The sequence below is a fragment of the Bradyrhizobium sp. 187 genome (genome assembly GCF_023101005.1).
Taxonomy (GTDB): domain Bacteria; phylum Pseudomonadota; class Alphaproteobacteria; order Rhizobiales; family Xanthobacteraceae; genus Bradyrhizobium; species Bradyrhizobium canariense_D.
The window spans coordinates 4,669,504-4,688,500 of the sequence record NZ_CP064693.1 but is presented as its reverse complement, the minus strand read 5'-3'; the positions used below and the strand labels follow the sequence as shown (position 1 = coordinate 4,688,500).

Here is an 18,997-nt window from a genome sequence, read left to right as displayed (position 1 = left end):
CCTCATTCCTTTTGGTGGAGAGCTACCGTTGACCGAGCAAATTCACCCGTTGGCCCCGCATCATCTGCCGTTCTATCTCGCGCCGGGAAGCGGCACGGACGTGCTGATGGTGGTGATGGGGATCTTCCTGATCGGCAGCGTGCTCTGGGTCGGTACGCTCTATTGGAAGCTGCACAGCCTCCCCGAACGAATGGCGCACAAGTCGCAGAAGCTGCAGTTCGAGATCGTGGCCGTGCTGGGCATCATCTCGCTCTTTACGCACATGCACATTTTCTGGGTGGCCGGTCTTCTGCTCGCGATGATCGACCTACCGGATTTCGGCACGCCGCTGCGGAGCATCGCAGGCTCGGTCGAGAGAATCGCTGACGCGGCGCCCGGTGAGGGCCGCGAGCCCGAACTGCCAATCCTGCCGCCGGTCGAGAAGCCGATCGTCAAGGGGAAGGAACACAGCCATGTTTGAGCTCATGTTCTGCTCTCTTCTGACCATCCTGCCGGACTACCTCTACCGCCGCTATGCCCAAGGCAAACGTTTCGGCAAAGAGATCACGTTCTTTTCCATTTGGTACGAATTGCGATGGGGCATCACCGGCTGCCTGATGCTCACGATTTCTCTGATCACGATGATCTTCTACTTTCATCCGTCGACGACCTCGGCCACGCTCTATTTCCGCACGGTGCCGATCCTGCCCGAGGGTTCGGGCCGCGTCGCGGAAGTCAATGTCGGCTACAGCGAGGCAGTGAAGAAAGGCGACGTACTTTTCAGGCTGGACAGTTCGAAGCAAAAGGCGGCTTTGGAGACGGCCACTCGCAAGATCGCTGAGGTCGATGCCGCGATGACAAGCGCGGAAAACGACGTGGTCAAGGCCGAAGCGCAGATCCAGGAAGCCAAGGCCAGCCTTCAGCAGGCCAAGGACGAGTTGGACGTGAAGACGGAATTGCAGCGCCGCAACCCCGGCATCGTCCCGCAACGCGATATCGAGAAATTACAGGTCGTGGTCAACCAGCGGCAGGCTGGTGTGGACTCGGCCACTGCGTCCAAGACGTCGGCGACGTTGCGGCTTTCAACCCTGTTGCCGGCTGAAAAAGCGAGCGCCCAGGCGGCGTTGGCCGAAGCGCAGGTCGATCTGGACAAGACCTTCGTTCGCGCCGGCGTCGATGGCCGCGTGGAGCAATTCCTGGTCCGCACCGGTGATGTCGTCAATCAGCTGATGCGGCCGGCCGGCGTGCTGGTTCCGGACGGCGCCGGCCGGCGCGCCTTGCAGGCCGGCTTTGGTCAGATCGAGGCACAGGTGATGAAGGTCGGCATGGTGGCGGAAGCAACCTGCATCTCGAAGCCGTGGGTGATCATTCCCATGGTCGTCACCAGTGTTCAGGATTACATCGCAGCCGGCCAGTTCCGAAGCGGTGAGCAGCTGATCGAGGCGCAGAACGTCGGGCGGCCCGGCACGATCCTGGCCTTCCTTGAGCCCCTCTACAAGGGCGGCCTCGAAGGCGTGACGCCGGGTAGCAGCTGCATCGTCAATGCCTATACCAGCAATCACGAGGAGATATCCGCGAAGGAGACGGGCACGGGTCGGGCCGTCGCTCTGCATGTTGTCGACGGTGTCGGCCTCGTGCACGCCATGCTCTTGCGGATTCAGGCGCTGCTGCTGCCGATCAAGACGCTGGTGCTGAGCGGGCACTGACCGGCTTCGCTTTGGTTTGAATCGCACTTCGGTTCGGCGATGCGCCTCAGTTGAGCCGGTCTGGCATCATGAGCCAGTCCGACCACCCAGCGCATATTCACTATGAGGGCCACATGGTCCCTGCAAAAATGCCGATCTGGCTTCGTTCCTTCATTGTCGCCAGCGCTGTTGTGCTCGTGCTTGGAGCGGGCCTGTTCGGCTACCGCTGGTACTCTCACCCGACGACGCTGACCATCGCGGTCGGGTCGCTGGATGGCGAAGCCACGCGTCTGGTATCGGCGTTGGCGAGCCGGCTTGCCGTGGTGAACGCCCCGGTCCGGCTCAGACTGGTGGAAACGACCAACGCGGTTGATGCTGCCGAGCAGTTTGCGGCGGAAAAGGTCGAGCTTGCTGTCGTCCGCGGCGACGTCGGCGACCTATCGCAGGCGCAGGCTATCGTGGTTCTCGCCCACGCCGTTGTCCTGCTGGTTGCGCCGCCGGGCTCCTCCATTACCGAAATCGCTGGTCTGAAGCGCACCAGCGTCGGCGTGATCGGCGGCGAGATAAATCGCAAGGTCGTCGACGTCCTCAGCGACGAATACGGCCTCGGACGCGCCAACGTGTCATTCCGCAATCTCCAACCGGCAGACGCGCGGCGGGCACTCGATGCCAAGGAGGTACGGGCGATTCTGATCGTCGTTCCTCTTGCCGAAAAGTATCTGGCCCTCTTGCGCGGTCTCTTTCTGCAGACGCCGAAGACCGCGCCGGTCCTCCTTCCCGTCGAGGCGGCTGGTGCCATCGGGGAAAAGCAGCGCGCCTATGAAAGCTTCGATGTCCCGAAGGGCACGTTGCGCGGTTCGCCGCCTGTCCCGAGCGAGGATCTTACCACGCTGCGGGTTTCGTTCTATGTGGTCGCGCAAAAGCAGCTCAGCGCAGAGGTGGCGGGCAGCCTGGCCGACGCGCTGATGAAGGCGCGCAGGGACCTGCTCGGCGAATTGCCGATACTCTCTCAAATGACCGCGCCGAGCACGGATTCGGACGCCTTTCTCCCGGTTCATCCCGGCGCCGCGGCATTCTACAACGGAACGCAGCAGAGCTTTCTGGACGAATGGGGAAACATCATCTTTCTCGCGCCCATGATTTTCGGCGGCCTCATCTCGGTACTGGCGGCTGCCTGGAAATTCCTTCGGGTAGGCGATCCATCGAAGGCCGAACGGGGGCTGGACTTGCTGTATGCGTTGGGTGTGCGGATACGCAGGGCGGAGGCAGTAGCCGAACTGTCCGATATCGAGGCCGAAATCGACCGGGTTCTCCAGGCTCAGCAGGCCAAAGCCGCGGCAGGAGACGAAAATGCGCTCGATGTCACGACCTTGAATGTCGCGGCGCATCGCCTTCAGAGCCTGATTCATGATCGCCGGGTTTTGCTGTCCGCGCTCCCGGGCTCCAGCGCCTGAGCGGCGCGGCCGGATCTCGACCGGATCAAACGTCGGGCCGCCGTGGAATGTATAGCGCGGACTTCGAGAGAGCTCCTTGTTCCTTGATCTTGATCAATAAAGGTCACTGATCGTCCAAGATGCTTGGCCCAATGAGGGTTCAAGGGAGGACGCGATGCTTCGTTGCGGTAGAACTCTGATCGCGATGGTCCTGCTCTTGGCGCCCGTGCCCGCGGCAGCCCAAACTGCGGACACTTCGGCCGCCTCAGGTGCCCAAGCCCAAACGCCGGGTCAGCCGCGGGCGGCTGCCGAAATGCTCAAGCCCGAGCAGCTCGAAGCTCTGGTCGCACCGATCGCGCTCTATCCCGACGAGTTGCTTGCCAACGTGCTGGCGGCATCCACCTATCCTCTGGAAGTCGTTCAGGCCGATCGCTGGCTGAAAGAGCACAAGACTCTGAGGGGTGATGCCCTAAAGACTGAAGTCGAGAAGCAGCCGTGGGATGACAGCATCAAGGCGCTGGCCTCGACTGCTGAGGTCCTTTCCATGATGAGCGACAAGCTCGACTGGACCAAGGTGCTGGGCGACGCGGTGCTCGCGCAGCAATCGGATGTGATGGATGCGGTCCAGCGGCTGCGGACCAAGGCTTATGACAACAAGAAGCTGCTGACCACCACGCAGCAGAAGGTGAGCGTCAAGACCGAGGAAAGCAGGCAGGTGGTCGTGATCGAGCCGGCGGTTCCCGATACGATGTACGTGCCGTACTACGAGCCTGCGACGGTCTACGGCGCGTGGCCCTACACCGAGTATCCACCATATTACTTCGGCTACCCGTCCTACATCGGCGCAGGCGTCGTCGCGGCGGGTCTCGCGTTCGGCACAGCCTGGGCTATCGGTCGCTGGGGCAATTATTGGGGCGGCGGCTGCAACTGGGGTAACCGCAACGTCTATATCAATCACCGCACCACCAACATCGGAACTGGCTGGCAGCACAATCCGTCGCATCGCCAAGGGGTACGCTACAACAACGCCAACGTTCAGCAGCGCTTCGGCAATAGCAATCTGAAGGCCGGCGCCGCCGACCGCATGGATTTCCGCGGCCGCGACGGACAGCAAGTCTTGAAGCCGGGACAGGATCGGCCTGGTGGCGCAGATCGCGCTGGGGATCGTGCGGCAGATCGCGCTGGCGACCGAGGTGGCGACCGTCAAGGCGCCGGGGATCGCGCCAAGGCGGGAGGCGATCGCGCCAAAGGCGGTGGCGATCGCGCGGCCAAGGGCGGTGGTGCCAAGAATGCCGGCGCAAAGAGTGCTGGCCCTAAAGCCGGCGGCGCCAAGGGCGGGGGCGCCAAAGCCGCGAACCGCGGTGGTAGCGGAAGCGTGCTGAACGTGTCGTCGGGCCGCTCGGCGGCCGCAGCATCGGCGCGTGGTCATGCGAGCATGGCGAGCATGGGACCGCGCGGTGGCGGTGGCGGAGGTGCGAGCTTCGCCGGCCGAGGCGGCGGCGGAGGCTTCCAGGGTGGCGGAGGCCGTGGTGGTGGTGGTGGCGGCGGACGGCGTTCCGATATCGCGCTGAAGCATGACGTCGTTCTGCTCGGCCATCTCGCAAGCGGTCTTGGTTATTACCGCTTCAGCTATATCGGCAGCGACAAGGCCTATGTCGGCGTCATTGCGCAAGAAGTCGAGGACGTGAAGCCGGTAGCCGTCACCCGCGGAGCCGACGGCTATCTCCGGGTCTATTACGAAAAGCTCGGTCTGAAATTCCGTACCTATCGCGACTGGCTCGAGAGCGGCGCGCGGATTCCTGGCGAGGTGACGCCATGATGGGTTTGAAGTCGCTTCGTCTCGCCATCTTGCCGGCCATTATTGCGCTTGGGCTCCTGAGCTCGCCATCCCTTGCGCAGCAGTCCTATCCGACACCGGAGGATGCGGCAGGGGCGCTCGCTGCCGCCGTGAAAAGCGGGCCGGACCGGGCCATCCTGAAAGTCCTCGGCAGCGCTGCCGAGGACATCGTTTCCTCCGGCGACGAGGTCGCCGACGTCGACATCCGGAAACGCTTCACCTCGATGTATGATGCGAAGCATGCGATCAAGGCGGAAGGTAACAGGAAGGCAGTGCTGATGTTGGGTCCGGACGACTTTCCGTTCCCGATTCCGCTCGTCAACACCAGGACCGGCTGGGAATTCGATACCGCCGAAGGCCGCATTGAGGTCCTGTATCGCCGCATCGGCCGCAATGAACTCGACGCGATCCAGACCAGTCTCGCCTTTGTCGATGCCGAGAACGAATACGCCGACAAGGATCGCGGTGAGGGTACTGGCGTGTACGCGCAGCGCATCGTCAGCAGCGCAGGCAAGAAGGACGGGTTGTTCTGGCGCGACGACAGCGACCCGAGCCCGCTCGGTGCATTGGCGGCGCAGGCTTCGGCCGAAGGCTACAAGGCCGAGGAGGGGCCGGCGCCCTATCATGGCTACTATTTCCGCATCCTGAAGGGGCAGGGATCGAACACGCCAGGCGGCGCGCTGAACTATATCGTCAACGGCAAGATGATCGGAGGTTTCGCACTGGTCGCCTGGCCGGCCGAGTACGGCAATTCCGGCGTCATGACCTTCCTGGTCAACCATGCGGGCGTTGTCTACCAGAAGGATCTCGGGCCTCGGACCAAGGTCCTCGTTTCCCGCATCAGCGCGTTCGATCCGGACCAGACCTGGAAGAAGCTGGATGGTGTAAAACCCTGAGCGACGCACGCAGATCTTGCGTGGGCTTCTTTGGCGTTTGGCACGCCTCGTGCTGCTCGCACTCCTTATCCCGACGACCCCGTCGTTTGCACAGGCATCCGCGCAGGTCCGGATCAAGATCGTAAAGGCGGGGCTGCTCGTGGGCGGTGGCGCTGGGAGCGGCGTGCTGACCTATCGCGGCCGCCATCATCCGTTCCGCATCAGCGGGGTAAGCTTGGGTTTTACCGTCGGCGCTACCGTTGGGTGGCTCGAGGGCTGGGCTTCAGGCATTCGAGAGGTCAGCGATTTTGCCGGCGCATACAGCTCGGTCGGTGGCGGGGCTGCCCTGATCGGCGGCATCAATGGCGCTCAGCTGCGCAACGACAAAGGGGTCACGATGGTGCTGCAGGGACCAAAAGCCGGGGTGGAATTCGCCGCTAATCTCAGCACAATCATGATCTCTCTGAAGTGAGCGCGCGAAAGGCGGAATGGTCGTGACGGTCCCGTACCGTCATTGCACCGAAGCGGGGGCGGAGACGGGCATTTCCAGCTCGAAAACGGAGCCCCTGACGTCCGATTTGACCAGCCTCAGCTTTCCACCGCACCTTCCGACCAGGTTGGAGGAGATGGCCAGCCCCAACCCCATACCGCCTTGTTTCGTCGTGAAGAACGGATCGAAGATGCGCTCTTGGTGACGGGGTGTGATGCCGGTGCCGGAGTCTTCTACGGACAAATGGACCGTTGCGCCACCATCAAGGCTGGTTTTCATACGGAGCTGTCGTTGATCGGCGGGGACAGAACTCATTGCGTCAAGCGCGTTTTTGCAGAGGTTCAGGACAATCTGCTGAAGCTCAGTGCCGCCCAGAGCGACTGGGGGAATGTTGCCCTGAAACTCCGTAATTACTGATACGCCATTGGCAAGGAGATCGTGCCTCAACAGTCGCAGCGCAAGCTCGGCGACATCCTCGACGTTTGCTGAAGCGCCGCCCTGCGCCGTTTTGATTGTCATCTCGCGAATGTTCGATATGATGTCAGCGGCGCGGCTGCTGTCCGCTTCGATGTCAGACAGGATGTTTTCGAGGTCCTCCAATTCAAGGGGGGCAGCTCGCAGGTGACTGAGGCCTGTCGCAGCATTGAGCGAGATGGCCCCCAATGGCGATCTTAGCTCGTGGGCGATCGCGCCAGTGACCGCGTCGATGCTGAGAAGCCGGTTCGCTCGTTCGCGTCGTTGCAGGGCAATGACGCTGGCAAGGCGCGAATAGATAAACATCGTTTCGATGAGCAATACGGTCAGCAACATGCAACTGCCGACGAGAACGAAACCGCGTGCTGCGTACCAACCGATGGTGAACCGAACCGAGCTGCCGATGATTGCTACCAGAAAGTTCGGCAAGTAGGCGAGCAAAGTCACCATCAGCCAAAGGTCAAGAATGGTGCGCATGCGTGCAAACAAAACGGTGAGAGCAGTCAGATTCCATAGCAAAAGTATCAGGTTGACCTGATTGCCGAGAGGGGTCTGGTGCCTGACGTCGTTCACGTAGAAATTAGGAAGCCATTCGGCTTTCGCGTTCACGATCCACGCCAGTCCTGCCACGGCGGCGCCGATGCACCCGACAACTATTATGATCGCGGCTGTTGCAGGTTTGCCTGGTTTGCCGCCGGCGGTATGATCCTTCGTGAACCCGTAGCCGAAAATCGCCGCGGGGAACGTTGCGTGCCATAGCACGTAAAGCCAAGCGGGGCTGTTCAGTCCATCCCCAATGACACCCGCGGAAGCGTATCCGTTCGGAAAGGCGAGCGTTTGCAAGAATGCGAATGATCCGCTGAAAACGTATCCGCTTGCCAGTGCGAGAAGTGCCCGTTGAGGCTGGATCGAAAATTGAGCAAATAGCAGGGCTGCCGTGATGAACTCGGCCAAGGCCAACGCGGTCTGCAACACTGGAACGAAACCATTAATCTGGCCCAATTGGATCCGGGCGAACGGCGCGATGACCGCTGCAAGGACGATGAGCAAGACGGCGACACCCACCGCCCAGGCCTTTTGACGAGGGGTTGCGGGGATGTTCGCGATGATCAGTGGGAATTCTTGCTCATCATCGTAAGCGGGCTCGGCGGCTGCGTTGGCTGATCGCTGGCTCGCTGGCGCAATGCCCGGCCCTGATGCTGTCGCACCGCCGACAAGTCCCATGAACTTGCGCTGGCTCATGCCGCCTCCGGGCCACGAGACAGCATCTTACTCGTCCCCACGCCCGTTGAAAGCCCGTGAGGGCAGACCAGGTTGAAGCCTCTCCGAGGAACGATCATGAAGCTTTGCGCCGCGTATACACCGGAATCCTGCAAGGACTGTGCGAAGCTTGCTATAGCTTTCCCCAACCTTAATCCACAATAGTGTCGCGCCGGTTCACCGCGCCGGGGATAATCATCCGGATCGTTGCTCGCCGGTTGAGCCGGTAACATACCGGAAATTCGTCATGCGGGGCAATGTGCTGGTGTCGAGTTTGGTTGGTGTAGATTTGAACCTCGATCGATGATTTTGCGGTCTGGATTTCGTCGGCGGCTGCGAGGGCGAGCAAATTGTACGTCGAGCCGAGGCTATTCTGACCGCGGATGTCCCGAGCTATGCGCCGCGCGCTAGCGACGCAGAAAACAATCTGCCAGGACGTCGATTGCCTGTCGCATGGCGGCCGCGCAATTCTTCTCCGTGTGCTTGCGCTATGAAGCTGACCAGCACGCTGGACAAGTCGTAAAACTACTCTCGGAGAGAGGAAGAATGCGCTACCGCACCGCGGCGAATTATCGGCGTGTTGGTGCATCACTTGAGTAAGCTCCCGACCACTCCCTTGCGACGGACCTACTCCAGGTGCCTTGCGCGCAGATCTTGAAGGTCCTTTTTCAATGCCGCCAGATCCAGCCCGCGAGGAAAAGTGAGGCGTCCAGATCGGATCACGAGCCGGACGTACGGATAGCGTTCCTCGGCAAGCATCGGCAAACTGATTTTGTATTTGTGCCAATCTTCAACGATGTGTGCCTGTTGCTCGACGTTGTATGAGTCCCAGGAGTCGCCGGGCGTGTAATCGTAGCCGGCACCGATTGTCTGCGCCCAGAAAGAGCGCGCCATCGTCCAGTTCGAATCGTTGAACGCCTGCCACACATGGGTCATTTCGTGCACGAAGAGGTCGCAAATTCGACCGAAGTTGTCGCACAGGAGGCCGAAGGTGGGGCTAGGAGATGCCAGGTTACTGAACGCGACATTGCCAAGATTGATGGCATACCGCATGCTCGGCACCATGGGATTGCTTCCTCTAAAGAACGGTCCGTCGTTCGTCCACGGTCTTCCGCCTGCTCCCAGGCCATTGGTAATCGCGATCGTCTCCCACGGCGGCAGGGTCGGGCCAAAGACGTTGCGCGCGAAATCCCGTTCGCTGACGTCCAGCACGCGGGCGAAGTCGGGTCGGCTTCCTTCACATGCCGGTGGGATCGGGGCCACTGGGGTGGGCGCAACCGGTGGAATGGGCGCAATCGGCGGGGGAGGCGGCGTACCTGGCGGTAGATAGATGAAGCCGCCTTTCCATCCACCTTTCCCGCCGGTCGTACCGGAAGAAAACGCAAAATTCTGGCGGTCGGGCGATATCGCGCGGCAGCCTACATACTCGGCCAGGTACCAGTTCACCTGCCTTGCGGCTTGTTGGAAATCGCGCTGTTTGACGAGCTTGATGCCCGGAAAATTGAACTCGATGAGGTCCCATGGATCGATGCCGATCCGCTTGGCGAGGGATATCCAAGTCTCGCCTGCCGCCACCGCATGTCGCGTTCCCGCTGGCGGTACGTAGCTTTCGACGACAGGCTTCAAGGGTCTTTCCTGGTTCGGCAATGTAAGGACCTCCCTTGCTGAGTCCTGCAGAACTACCCGATCTTGCCGCCAATATTCATTGGTCGCCGTTACTTTGAGGCGGTTCGATGGTTCCATTCCATTCGGGCCGCGAACAGGTAGGCTAGGGAGGAGCCTCATTCGTAGCTTGGAGGCGTGGACAATCGAACCAGCAATCTCCGCTTTAGCGCCGGCCTTTTGACCTCGAGCCTAGCAGGTCATGCGTGCCGCTGACGCTCACGGTTCCGGAGCACTCGAAACCGCCGAAAATTCCGCAGGAGCCGGTGACCGTGACGCGCAGATCTTTGCGCTGGTACATGTCGACCGAAACGCCCACGCGCGAAAAGTCGTTCGCGCTGTTCGGCAATATCAAGTCGATGTGTTCGGCCGCCCAACGCGGCACATGTGAGTTGCTCTTCCAGAACAGCTCGTTGCCGGCGTGGTGCATGAAGTTCGGCCCGACCGTAAGGGCACCGTCCACGCCCTCGAACACGAAGCCTGTTTCGTCGATGTGCACGTTCACCCGGTCGGGTGCTACTGCGAAATGCAGCGAGGTGATGTCCTGGGGCTGCGGGTCTTTGCCGAATTGCGAGCTGTAGGCATCGCTCCATTGTCCGCGGTCGCGTCCGAGCCCGAAGCCGTGCCGGCCCGGGAGATCCCGCGTTGAGAGTGGCTTGTCGGACAGCTTTGGGCGCCAGATCTCCCGAAACCCCTTGCCGATCGTTGCCGCCATCGACAGATCGAGAGCCCAATGCGACGCCTTTTCCGGGCTTTGCCCTTCGGCGAATGCGTCGAATCCGTCCGTCGTCTTGGCAATGCGCAGCTTCTTGATCAGCTCTTCCCAGTCCTTGGGCAGGAAGGTGACGCCGTCGAGCGTGGTCGTCGCGGCAGCGACACCATACTTCTCGAGTTGGTGTCGGATGTAGGGCTTCTCGTCATAAAGGCGCACATTCGGGTTGGCGCCGGCAAAGTAATTCTTCAAATCGATCTGCGGTCGCAGCATGGTCAATCGCGCCGCGATCTTCCGGTAAGTGTCGGTCGTCGTCGGATCGGTCGTCGTCATGGCGCGCCCTCCGTGGCAATCCTCACCTCAGATTGGTCTCGCCCGAACGGGTTCGGGTTCAATGTCTGCTCGTTCTATGAAGTTGCCGAAGGCCCCATGCCAATTCCGGCAAAAGTCAAACCCCTATTGCCCCAGCACCGATGCAGTTTGAACCCGCCAACTGGAATCGGCGACCACTATGCAGGGGGTACTTTAAGCGGCGAGGATGATCAGATGTCACTGCGAGGCAGGGTATTGGATATACTCAATGGGCCGGCGGTCGCACGCATTCGTTTCCGATTTCCGATCCGCGGCAGCCACGTGACGATTGCGCCGCAAACGTTCCATCACGTCGCCCGCGCGATCCGGTTGGGGCGGGTCACCGTCAGGGCTCCGACGGATCTCGCGGCAGGCGTTGCCGCACAATATAACGATGTGGCGAGAACCAGGGCGGACGGCACAGCGGTCGCTGCGAACACGCTGGAGGTCGTGTCGGCGGCGGGGCGGATGGACGGAGCCTATATCGTCCATGAGAGCCTGCATGCAGCCTACGATCTGTTGCGTACCGGCCTCGACGCCAATGCCGAAGAGGCGTCCGCGTACGTCTGCACGGCGCTCTATTGCCGCATGACCGGCCTCCCGCGGCCGCGCTGGGCCAACGGCCCGATTTACGCCAATGCCGCTGAGGTCGCCAAAACGTTACTGTCGCAATACCAAAAGGGCGATCCTGGCATTCCCTGGGTCGGCGAGAGTGAATGGCGGATGCTGCGCGCCGGCGTGGGCCTTCATCCGGTCTATACCAGCGGACCCGGTGGTATTCTCACCGGATGGCTGCTCGGCCAGCAGTACACCCACGATGGCTGAGTGATGGGCACCTCGCCTGTTTCGGGAGGTAGCAGATCTTCTGGTTCCTTCCGCCACTCCTTCCACGGTGCCCGGCGCACATGAGCGCGTCAGGCGATTAGCAAGCCCAGCTTGCCGACCATCGCAAGCGAGCGTTGAACGCTTTCTCGCGTTGATAGCAGCAGCGGCTCGGCGGGCTTCCTGGCACGATCCTTCTGACCTACCTGGATGGTCGGGCCGAATTTCTCGGTCATTTCGGCCGTGATCTGGTCGATAGTCCGCGTACCATCGAGCAATTGCAGGAAATCCCTGGTTCGGTCGTCCTCCAACTGCACGGTTTGGTGGAGGAGATTGGTGACGAGCGGACCTGTTTGCGCTTGTTTTCGCGCGAGCAGGCTCGCCTGCGGATGCTCGGTCGCTTCCGTCAATAAGAAGGGACGCGACAGCAGGAACGAGACCTCGCCGCTGCAAGCTAGGATAAACATCGCCTCGGTCAACGCCTTTTGGTCATCATCTGCCTGCCCGCCGCCAAGCAGCACTCGCGCCCCATCGAGCAATTCGTCAAATGACAGCGCGCGAGGCCAAGCGCGGCCGAGGCATAGGTGCGCCGCCTTCAAGAGCGAATTGGTCACCGTGATCCTGCTACCGTCCTCATTTTCGAATTCCATCGCTGAATCGTCCGTTACGCAGGCGTCCGGATCAACCGGGCTCGTCGTGCTCAGCAAATAGAACCGGGTGACGAAATCGAGGTCGGTCTGGCGGGAGAGCGAGACGTTGTCGTGGCAGAGCAAGGTACGGCGAAAGCCGTTACCGTCGATAAAGTCCTGATACTGATCGCGTGCCATGAACTCGGTTTCCGGGAAGCGTTGCAACGTCGCGCGTACCTCCTCGGAATAGCCCGCCAGATTGCGTCGCGAGAAATCGGCGTCGCTTAGATATTGCAAGCCATGAGAGCCTGCAAGCTCGACAACCTCGTGCAGCAGGAAGGCCTCGGCGCCTTCGTCGAGATCGTCATGAAACAACAGCTCGTCGGGCGCCTTGAGGACGCGGTTGTACTGATCGCGCATGATCGCGCCGTGAACCGAGTTGGCTTTCGATCCCTCGCTCAAGAACTTCAAGATTGCGCGGGCCTGTCCTACTTTTTCTTTCATGCCGGTGAGGCGGCGGGTGTGATACCGCATCATGTCGCGGACCATGTCGCGCATATGTGAGAACGGGTGCGCATTGTAACTGACGTAGCAGACCCCCTGCGGCGCGAGGTTCTGTTTGAAGATCATCATCATCTTCTCGCGCACCGCCGGTGGCACCCAGGAATACACGCCGTGCGCGATGATGTAGTCGAACCGTCCGAAGCTTGCATCGACATTCATGATGTCGCAGTGGAGAAGCTTGATGTTCTCCAGGCCCAATGTAGCGACATTGTTCTGACCGCGCTCGATCGTCACGCCGCTCAGGTCGACACCGACGAATTCGCTGTTCGGGTATTGAAAGGCCATCGGCAACAGGTTGCCGCCGACGCCGCAGCCAAGCTCCAGCACCCGGCAACGCTCGACCGGCGCCGGCTGCATGCCGTAAACGGCGGCCATGGTAGCAAGATGGTTGGGATGAGTAAGCCCATAAACATGGCCCGGGTAGTAGACCTCGTCGTATGGCGTTGGACCGATGTTTGGGTGACGATGCTCGGTTTGAATGTTCATCGTGCTCAATTCCACGAATATGCGAACTTGTTGTTGTCGATCGAGACACGTGCTTCCTTCACCTCTTCCTTGGCGAGCGACTTGCTGAGGAATTCGCGCGACAGCTCGGGGAGCAGGGTGTTGGTGATGATGTTGTCAATCATTCGCCCACCGGAGTCGGGGTCGTTGCAGCGCGACACAATGTGCTCGACGACCGCGTCGTCATAACCGAAGGTCGCGTTATGATTGTCGCGAAGGCGCCTTCCGATGCGGTCGAGTTGCAAACGCACGATCCCGGACAGCATCTCGTCCGATAGCGGGAAGTACGGTATCGAGACGATGCGTCCGAGCAGCGCCGCTGGGAACACCTTGAGCAACTCCGGCCTTAGCATCCTGGCGAGCTCTTCCGGCTCGTCGCGATACTTTGGATCGCGTGATAGGCCCATGATCATATCGGTGCCGACGTTGGTGGTAAGGATGATCAAAGTGTTCTTGAAGTCGATCCGTCGCCCGTTGCCGTCCTCCATGGTTCCTTTGTCGAATACCTGAAAGAAAATCTCATGGACGTCGGGATGAGCTTTCTCCACCTCGTCGAGCAGAATGACGCTATAGGGCTTGCGCCGGACGGCCTCGGTGAGGCGCCCACCTTCGCCATAGCCGACATACCCGGGAGGTGCGCCTTTCAAGGTCGAGACGGTGTGCGCTTCCTGGAACTCTGACATGTTGATCGTAATCATGTTTTGCTCGCCGCCATAAAGAGTCTCGGCAAGCGCCAGGGCGGTTTCGGTCTTGCCCACACCGGATGGGCCAGCCAACATGAATACGCCGATCGGTTTCGACGGGTTGTCCAGCTTAGCGCGGCTGGTCTCAATTCGCTTGGCGATCATTGTCAGCCCATGGGACTGGCCGACGACGCGGCGGTTGAGGATCTCCGGTAGCTTCAGCACGGTTTCGATCTCGTCGCGCATCATCCGGCCGACCGGGATGCCGGTCCAATCAGAGACAACGGACGCCACCGACTGCTGGTCTACATGGGCATAGACCATTCGCTTTTCCGGATTGATGGTCTCAAGTGTGTCGAACTTGCCGCGCAGCTCCGCGCGCTTGGCAGCCGGATCTTCGCCTTCCTTGGGCCTGGACAGGATTTCACGAATGCTGCGGATGTCCTTGATGAGCTCCTGCTCGACCGCCCAATCGCCATCGAGGTTCGTCAGCTTGTCTTTCAGTGCGGCGATGTCGTTGTCGATCGCGACAATGCGCTCGTTGTCCTCTATCCCAAGGTCGCCGTCGCTGACGAGCGCAGATCTCTCAGCTTCACGAGCGGCAATCGCCACGCGTGCATCCTCGATCAAGGCCGGCGTCGCGCTCTGGCTGATGGCTACGCGTGCCGAGGCTGTATCAAGCAGGCTGACCGCCTTGTCCGGCAACTGCCGTGAAGGAATGTATCGGTGGGACAGGTTGACTGCTGCGACGATCGCAGCATCCGAAATGCGAACGCCATGGTGCTTTTCCATCGGACCGAGAAGTCCGCGAAGCATGATGCAGCAGGTCTCCACATCAGGTTCATCGATCTGGATTGGCTGGAAGCGCCGGGTGAGTGCGGGATCCTTCTCGATGTACTGGCGATATTCCGCCCATGTGGTGGCGGCGATCGTACGCAGCGTGCCACGGGCGAGGGGAGGTTTCAGGAGATTGGCCGCATCGCCGGTACCGGCGGCGCCGCCGGCGCCGATGAGTGTGTGGGCCTCATCGATGAACAAGATGATGGGAGTAGGTGAGCTCTGGACCTCGTCGATCACCGACCGCAAGCGCTGCTCGAACTCGCCCTTCATGGAGGCGCCGGCTTGCATCAGGCCGATGTCGAGTGCGCAGAGCCTTACACCGCGCAGCGGTGGCGGCACGTCGCCGGCGGCAATGCGCTGCGCAAAGCCTTCGACAACTGCGGTCTTGCCGACGCCAGCCTCGCCGGTGAGAATTGGATTGTTCTGCCGCCGACGCATCAACACGTCGATCAGTTGGCGGATTTCTTCGTCCCGGCCAAGGATCGGATCCATTTCGCCCGATTTAGCCTTGGCAGTGAGGTCCTGGGAGAACCGGTCGAGCGGCGTCGTGCCCTTCGGACCAGCTTGGGCCGCGCCTTCCGTGCCGGCGCCAACCAGGCCCGATCCGTCCATCGGCCGCATGTTCTCCTCGTCGGAGCCGGTCCAGACAGCGCGGCGTTCCGCCGCCAGTGCGTCGACGTTGACCTTGGCAAATTCCCGCGAGAGGTTGTTCAGCGCGCGACGAATATCGTTCGATTTCAGGCCGGCAACGAGCAGATGACCGGTGCGGATCTGGGTCTCGCCAAAGAAAAGCGTGGCATAGTGCCAGCCGCGATCGAGCAGATCGATGACCGAATTCGCGACGCCCGGCATGTCGGTCTCGTTCTTAGCAAAGCCGCTGATCACGCCGGCCAGGTCCGACAATAAGCGCGCGCGGTCGAGCTTGTAGTGATCGACCGAGAGGCTGAGATCGTTGCCCTCCTGCTGCAGAATATGAAACAGCCAGTGCGCAAGCTCGACGTTGCGATTGCCGGCGCTCTTTGCGTGGCGGAGGGCCTGTATGAAGGCATCATAGCCGGCCCGGTTCAGCTTGCCCGTTACAGCTTCAATGCTGATGTCGGTCACGGCGGCTCCTCCTGCTCAACTCCTCCGCGGATGCTTGTCATCATGCGGAATTGGCTTCAAATTCCATAGTATTAGGCGATCAGCACTATGGATAGGTTCAAATCGCCGTGGCATTGGCTGCGGCGCTCCGGCGGGATCTCAATCGCTCCCCGAGCTGAAAGCGGGCATCGCGGCGATATTCTTCTGTGGAGGCCCAGTTCGGCGAGACCCAAGAAGTCCATCCAAGTCGACCACTTTGTCCGAGCCTGACCGGTACAACCTCTCCGGCAGGAATGGCGAGCTCTACCTCCCATTCCAATTCGTCGCCGACATAGAAGAAAACGGCGTCGGCCAGTGGCTCCGACAGGTTGGGTGTTTCGGTCGGCAGGAATTGTTCGTACTGAGCAAATGTTCTGACAAAGACCCGAACTCTGATCTTGTCCTCGACGCTGAACACGCGCGAGCCCAGAAGGGCGTCCTGACCGAGCCTCGCATGCGTTCCGCCGAGCCGGCTGCAGTGACTTGGGTCGAACGAGAGCCAAGTGCCGACGAATTCGTCGATCTCGACTTTGACCTCGAACAGTCCTTGCAGGAATCGCGTCAACCGTGATGCACACTTCGCCCTTGGCGCGACCAGTCCAGCGAAGCTGAGCTTCGCCATGTCCGGAACGGTATCGCGATCGGCGAAAACATCGGTGCCCAAGCCGGCGAAGGAGCCGACATAGGCAATGAAGCGATCGTCCGCCGGGCGGTCGTGCTGCGCGATCGGGCGCGCGTCGGCCCAGGCACGAAAGAAGAGTTGCAGGAAGCGCCCGTTAAACAGATCGAGAAAGCGCGGGAAAGCGTCATCCCGCATCAGCCACCAGCTGAGGCTTTCGTCGGTGGTGGCAATGGGCAGGGCGCCCTGCGGGCCCAGGAGGCCGAGAAATTTGACGAGTATCCTGAGCCGGCCACTCTGGTCGTCCACGGCCGCGAGATTCGAGGCGGGAAACTCCAGATAAGGCACTTGGCCGAGGTCGACATATTCGTCGCGGCGCGCGGCACTGTCACCGATCCGCGGTCGATCCGGGTTGGCGCGCTCGAACTGGCGTAACGTATGGAAGAAATCGAAACGCCAGGGCTCGGCCTTCATCTGGTCGATCAGGGTCATAGCGGTCTCCGCGTGCCCATGCGCGGCGGCCATCGCATGATCTCGCCGCGCTCCGGCGTCGAGATGACCGTCTGGGTGAAGGTGTTGAAGCCGGAATAGTCGGCAAAGAAGCGTTCCAGGATCGCCCCGAGCAAGAACACGCCGCTGCCCTCAAATGCCTTCTCGTCGAGTGTGACGATAATCTCCAAGCCACGTGCTGCGCCGCTGCCGGTGCGCTCACGCACGCGTCGCACGATGGGGCGGCTTTCTATGCTGCGCACGCCGCGGATCTTGCGTTCCGTGGCGTCGTCGAATTGGTCGGCGAACAAGGACAGCATCTCGCGCAGCGCTCCGGCGTTCTTGCCGCCACCGCGCTCGACGAGCCCAAGATAGTTGAGGCTGAGCATGTTGATGAGCCGCCAGCTGACAACGCCGCTGTTGACGATTTCGCTGCGGCTGCGCAATTGGGCCACCACCGGCTCGCGCGGCGGCGTCGGACCAGCGACGCACATCAGATCAAGAGATGTGTCGTCCAGCAAACGAAAATCGGCGCCGCCCTGGCCGACCGGCAAGTGCTCCGTGAGATGGCGATTGGAGCAGAGAGCCCGAACGCTCAGTTCGGCGACAGAGCCTTTGCCGCTCAATTCACCGGGCTCGAGCAGTGACAGGAACATGTCCGTCCCGGTGTAGTCTGAGGAGGCGCCGTATGTCTTTTCTTCCACTGTGCGGCGCCGCGGCAAGCGGCGCACAGTGAAATAAAGCCTGTCGGCCGACCCGCCGCTCCGGTCGACGGCGGCCGAATATAGCGGGCGCACGGGGCGCTTATCCTTCTCTGCCGGAAGGTGTGCGTAGACTTCGAGCACCTGGTGCGGTTCGTATTCCAGATAGCGGCTGCGATCTGGCACCACATGGTACTCGTGCGTATTCGACTTGACCGGAATACGATCACTCGTCTTCTCGAACAGATTGATCGCCGGCGCGGTATAGAGCCTGAACGTCTCGGGGCGCACCGAGGCGGCCAATCGTGAACTGTGTTCATCGAATGCGAAGACAATATCGATCGATTTGCTGCGCAGCCGTGACATCACGCCGCGAAGTCCGGTGAGGGTAATGCCGAGGAACTTGCGTGGAAACATGAAATATTCACGCAGCAATTCCGAGCCACGAAAGATCCGGTTATCGTTAGGAAATAGAGACTCATTCTCGTCGAAGCCAATTTGCTGCACGCTGTCATGGGGGGCACGAGTCACCACCGGATCGCCAAAGTCGTCGAGATGCCGGAAGTAGACCCCCCTGCAATTCGAGATCAACTGCTCGTAAAGCGCGATGGCGTCGGATTCCGCACCGGACAGGTAGATCGGAAGCTCGCTCACGCGGCAGCCTGCGAACCACGTTTCCGGCTTGGTCCGAGCCTCCGCGTCCGGCGGCTCGTCCTCGAGCCGGGCCGCACTACGATGGGTCAACGATAGCCTCAGCCCCGCGATGACGTCACTGCCGATCGGGATACCAAGCGCCTGCAGAGCGCCCGCCGTCGAGAAATACTCGGCGCTTGTGACGTCAAATGGCCAGAGCACGATGTCGCGGCAAAGTCGAAACCGGCAGGAAAGACTTCGCTCTCTCTCGCGATAGGTCGCGTCGAAATAGGCGCCGCGCGCGATCTTCCTGCCGTCACGCAGCGCCGGGTCGGCATAGGGTGGCCGTGCGGTCACCAGCATGGCCGAAGGTGTCGGCGCAAGATAGTTCGGTACCAGTTGCTCGAGCAGGTTTGCAGTGAATTCCGGGAACTCGTGCTTGAGCTTGAGTTGAACGCGGGCGGCAAGAAAGGCAGCGCCTTCCAGCAGTCCCGTGATCATCGGGTCCGAGCGGTCTCGGATCAGGCCGCCGAGGCGCTCTGCGATACCTGGATATTCTTCGGCGAAATCTCCCGCCTGCTCGTACAGCAATGACAGTTCACGATTGTAGAAATCGAGGAATTCGCGATTCAT

The 18,997-nt window shown here is 60.9% G+C and carries 15 protein-coding genes; 7 read left to right on the top strand and 8 right to left on the bottom strand.

Annotated features, from left to right (window positions below):
- Positions 1-49: 49 nt before the first annotated feature.
- The 6 genes from IVB19_RS22590 to IVB19_RS22565 all read left to right on the top strand — a co-directional run bounded on the left by IVB19_RS22590 (position 50) and on the right by IVB19_RS22565 (position 6,281).
- On the top strand, positions 50-460 hold the full coding sequence (locus tag IVB19_RS22590; protein WP_018458147.1) for a hypothetical protein: 411 nt from the start codon (positions 50-52) through the stop codon (positions 458-460).
- Positions 453-1,685: an HlyD family secretion protein gene (locus IVB19_RS22585; protein ID WP_247362291.1), complete on the top strand. Its 1,233-nt coding sequence runs from the start codon at positions 453-455 to the stop codon at positions 1,683-1,685. Before IVB19_RS22590 ends, IVB19_RS22585 begins: the two co-directional genes overlap by 8 nt.
- Positions 1,686-1,798: 113 nt before the next feature.
- Positions 1,799-3,118, top strand: coding sequence for a TAXI family TRAP transporter solute-binding subunit (locus IVB19_RS22580; protein WP_247821692.1), 1,320 nt, complete (start codon positions 1,799-1,801; stop codon positions 3,116-3,118).
- Positions 3,119-3,272: 154 nt separating this feature from the next.
- Positions 3,273-4,916, top strand: a complete 1,644-nt coding sequence (locus IVB19_RS22575) for a DUF3300 domain-containing protein (protein WP_247368051.1) — start codon at positions 3,273-3,275, stop codon at positions 4,914-4,916.
- Positions 4,913-5,830 carry a DUF2950 domain-containing protein gene (locus IVB19_RS22570; RefSeq protein ID WP_247362297.1) on the top strand — a complete coding sequence of 306 codons (918 nt, stop codon included), beginning with the start codon at positions 4,913-4,915 and terminating at the stop codon, positions 5,828-5,830. The genes IVB19_RS22575 and IVB19_RS22570 overlap by 4 nt, the downstream gene beginning before the upstream one ends.
- Before the next feature lie 49 nt (positions 5,831-5,879).
- Entirely contained in the window at positions 5,880-6,281 is a 402-nt protein-coding gene (locus IVB19_RS22565) for a hypothetical protein (RefSeq protein ID WP_247362300.1), read from the top strand.
- 39 nt (positions 6,282-6,320) lie between these two features.
- Here the strand turns inward: IVB19_RS22565 and IVB19_RS22560 are convergent, their stop codons facing one another.
- From IVB19_RS22560 to IVB19_RS22545, 4 genes are all read right to left on the bottom strand, one after another.
- Entirely contained in the window at positions 6,321-8,015 is a 1,695-nt protein-coding gene (locus tag IVB19_RS22560) for a sensor histidine kinase (protein WP_247362303.1), read from the bottom strand.
- Positions 8,016-8,184: 169 nt separating this feature from the next.
- Positions 8,185-8,382: a hypothetical protein gene (locus tag IVB19_RS22555; protein WP_247362306.1), complete on the bottom strand. Its 198-nt coding sequence runs from the start codon at positions 8,380-8,382 to the stop codon at positions 8,185-8,187.
- Between the two features lie 278 nt (positions 8,383-8,660).
- The gene (locus tag IVB19_RS22550; protein WP_247362309.1) at positions 8,661-9,659 is read right to left on the bottom strand and encodes a hypothetical protein; all 999 of its coding nucleotides are present in this window, start codon (positions 9,657-9,659) and stop codon (positions 8,661-8,663) included.
- 202 nt (positions 9,660-9,861) lie between these two features.
- The gene (locus IVB19_RS22545; RefSeq protein WP_162496436.1) at positions 9,862-10,740 is read right to left on the bottom strand and encodes a hypothetical protein; all 879 of its coding nucleotides are present in this window, start codon (positions 10,738-10,740) and stop codon (positions 9,862-9,864) included.
- A gap of 234 nt (positions 10,741-10,974) precedes the next feature.
- Between IVB19_RS22545 and IVB19_RS22540 the strand changes: the two genes are divergently transcribed.
- On the top strand, positions 10,975-11,583 hold the full coding sequence (locus IVB19_RS22540) for a hypothetical protein (protein WP_231190730.1): 609 nt from the start codon (positions 10,975-10,977) through the stop codon (positions 11,581-11,583).
- An 89-nt stretch (positions 11,584-11,672) separates the two neighbouring features.
- Here IVB19_RS22540 and IVB19_RS22535 read toward each other — a convergent pair whose 3' ends face one another.
- The 4 genes from IVB19_RS22535 to tssF form a co-directional block, all read right to left on the bottom strand.
- Entirely contained in the window at positions 11,673-13,259 is a 1,587-nt protein-coding gene (locus IVB19_RS22535) for a class I SAM-dependent methyltransferase (RefSeq protein ID WP_085383663.1), read from the bottom strand.
- Positions 13,260-13,264: 5 nt separating this feature from the next.
- Positions 13,265-15,904: a type VI secretion system ATPase TssH gene (gene tssH / locus IVB19_RS22530; protein WP_247362313.1), complete on the bottom strand. Its 2,640-nt coding sequence runs from the start codon at positions 15,902-15,904 to the stop codon at positions 13,265-13,267.
- Positions 15,905-16,001: 97 nt separating this feature from the next.
- Positions 16,002-17,066, bottom strand: coding sequence for a type VI secretion system baseplate subunit TssG (gene tssG, locus IVB19_RS22525; RefSeq protein ID WP_018457638.1), 1,065 nt, complete (start codon positions 17,064-17,066; stop codon positions 16,002-16,004).
- Positions 17,030-18,997: a type VI secretion system baseplate subunit TssF gene (gene tssF, locus IVB19_RS22520; RefSeq protein WP_247362314.1), complete on the bottom strand. Its 1,968-nt coding sequence runs from the start codon at positions 18,995-18,997 to the stop codon at positions 17,030-17,032. Before tssF ends, tssG begins: the two co-directional genes overlap by 37 nt.

What these genes read in the sequence shown, in the direction of transcription:
- IVB19_RS22585 (WP_247362291.1), top strand. Translation starts at nt 453, where the DNA reads ATGTTTGAGCTCATGTTCTGCTCTCTTCTGACCATCCTGCCGGACTAC.
- IVB19_RS22580 (WP_247821692.1), top strand. Translation starts at nt 1,799, where the DNA reads ATGGTCCCTGCAAAAATGCCGATCTGGCTTCGTTCCTTCATTGTCGCC.
- IVB19_RS22575 (WP_247368051.1), top strand. Translation starts at nt 3,273, where the DNA reads ATGCTTCGTTGCGGTAGAACTCTGATCGCGATGGTCCTGCTCTTGGCG.
- IVB19_RS22570 (WP_247362297.1), top strand. Translation starts at nt 4,913, where the DNA reads ATGATGGGTTTGAAGTCGCTTCGTCTCGCCATCTTGCCGGCCATTATT.
- IVB19_RS22560 (WP_247362303.1), bottom strand. Translation starts at nt 8,015, where the DNA reads ATGAGCCAGCGCAAGTTCATGGGACTTGTCGGCGGTGCGACAGCATCA.
- IVB19_RS22545 (WP_162496436.1), bottom strand. Translation starts at nt 10,740, where the DNA reads ATGACGACGACCGATCCGACGACGACCGACACTTACCGGAAGATCGCG.
- IVB19_RS22535 (WP_085383663.1), bottom strand. Translation starts at nt 13,259, where the DNA reads ATGAACATTCAAACCGAGCATCGTCACCCAAACATCGGTCCAACGCCA.
- tssG (WP_018457638.1), bottom strand. Translation starts at nt 17,066, where the DNA reads ATGGCCGCCGCGCATGGGCACGCGGAGACCGCTATGACCCTGATCGAC.
- tssF (WP_247362314.1), bottom strand. Translation starts at nt 18,997, where the DNA reads ATGAATCGCGAATTCCTCGATTTCTACAATCGTGAACTGTCATTGCTG.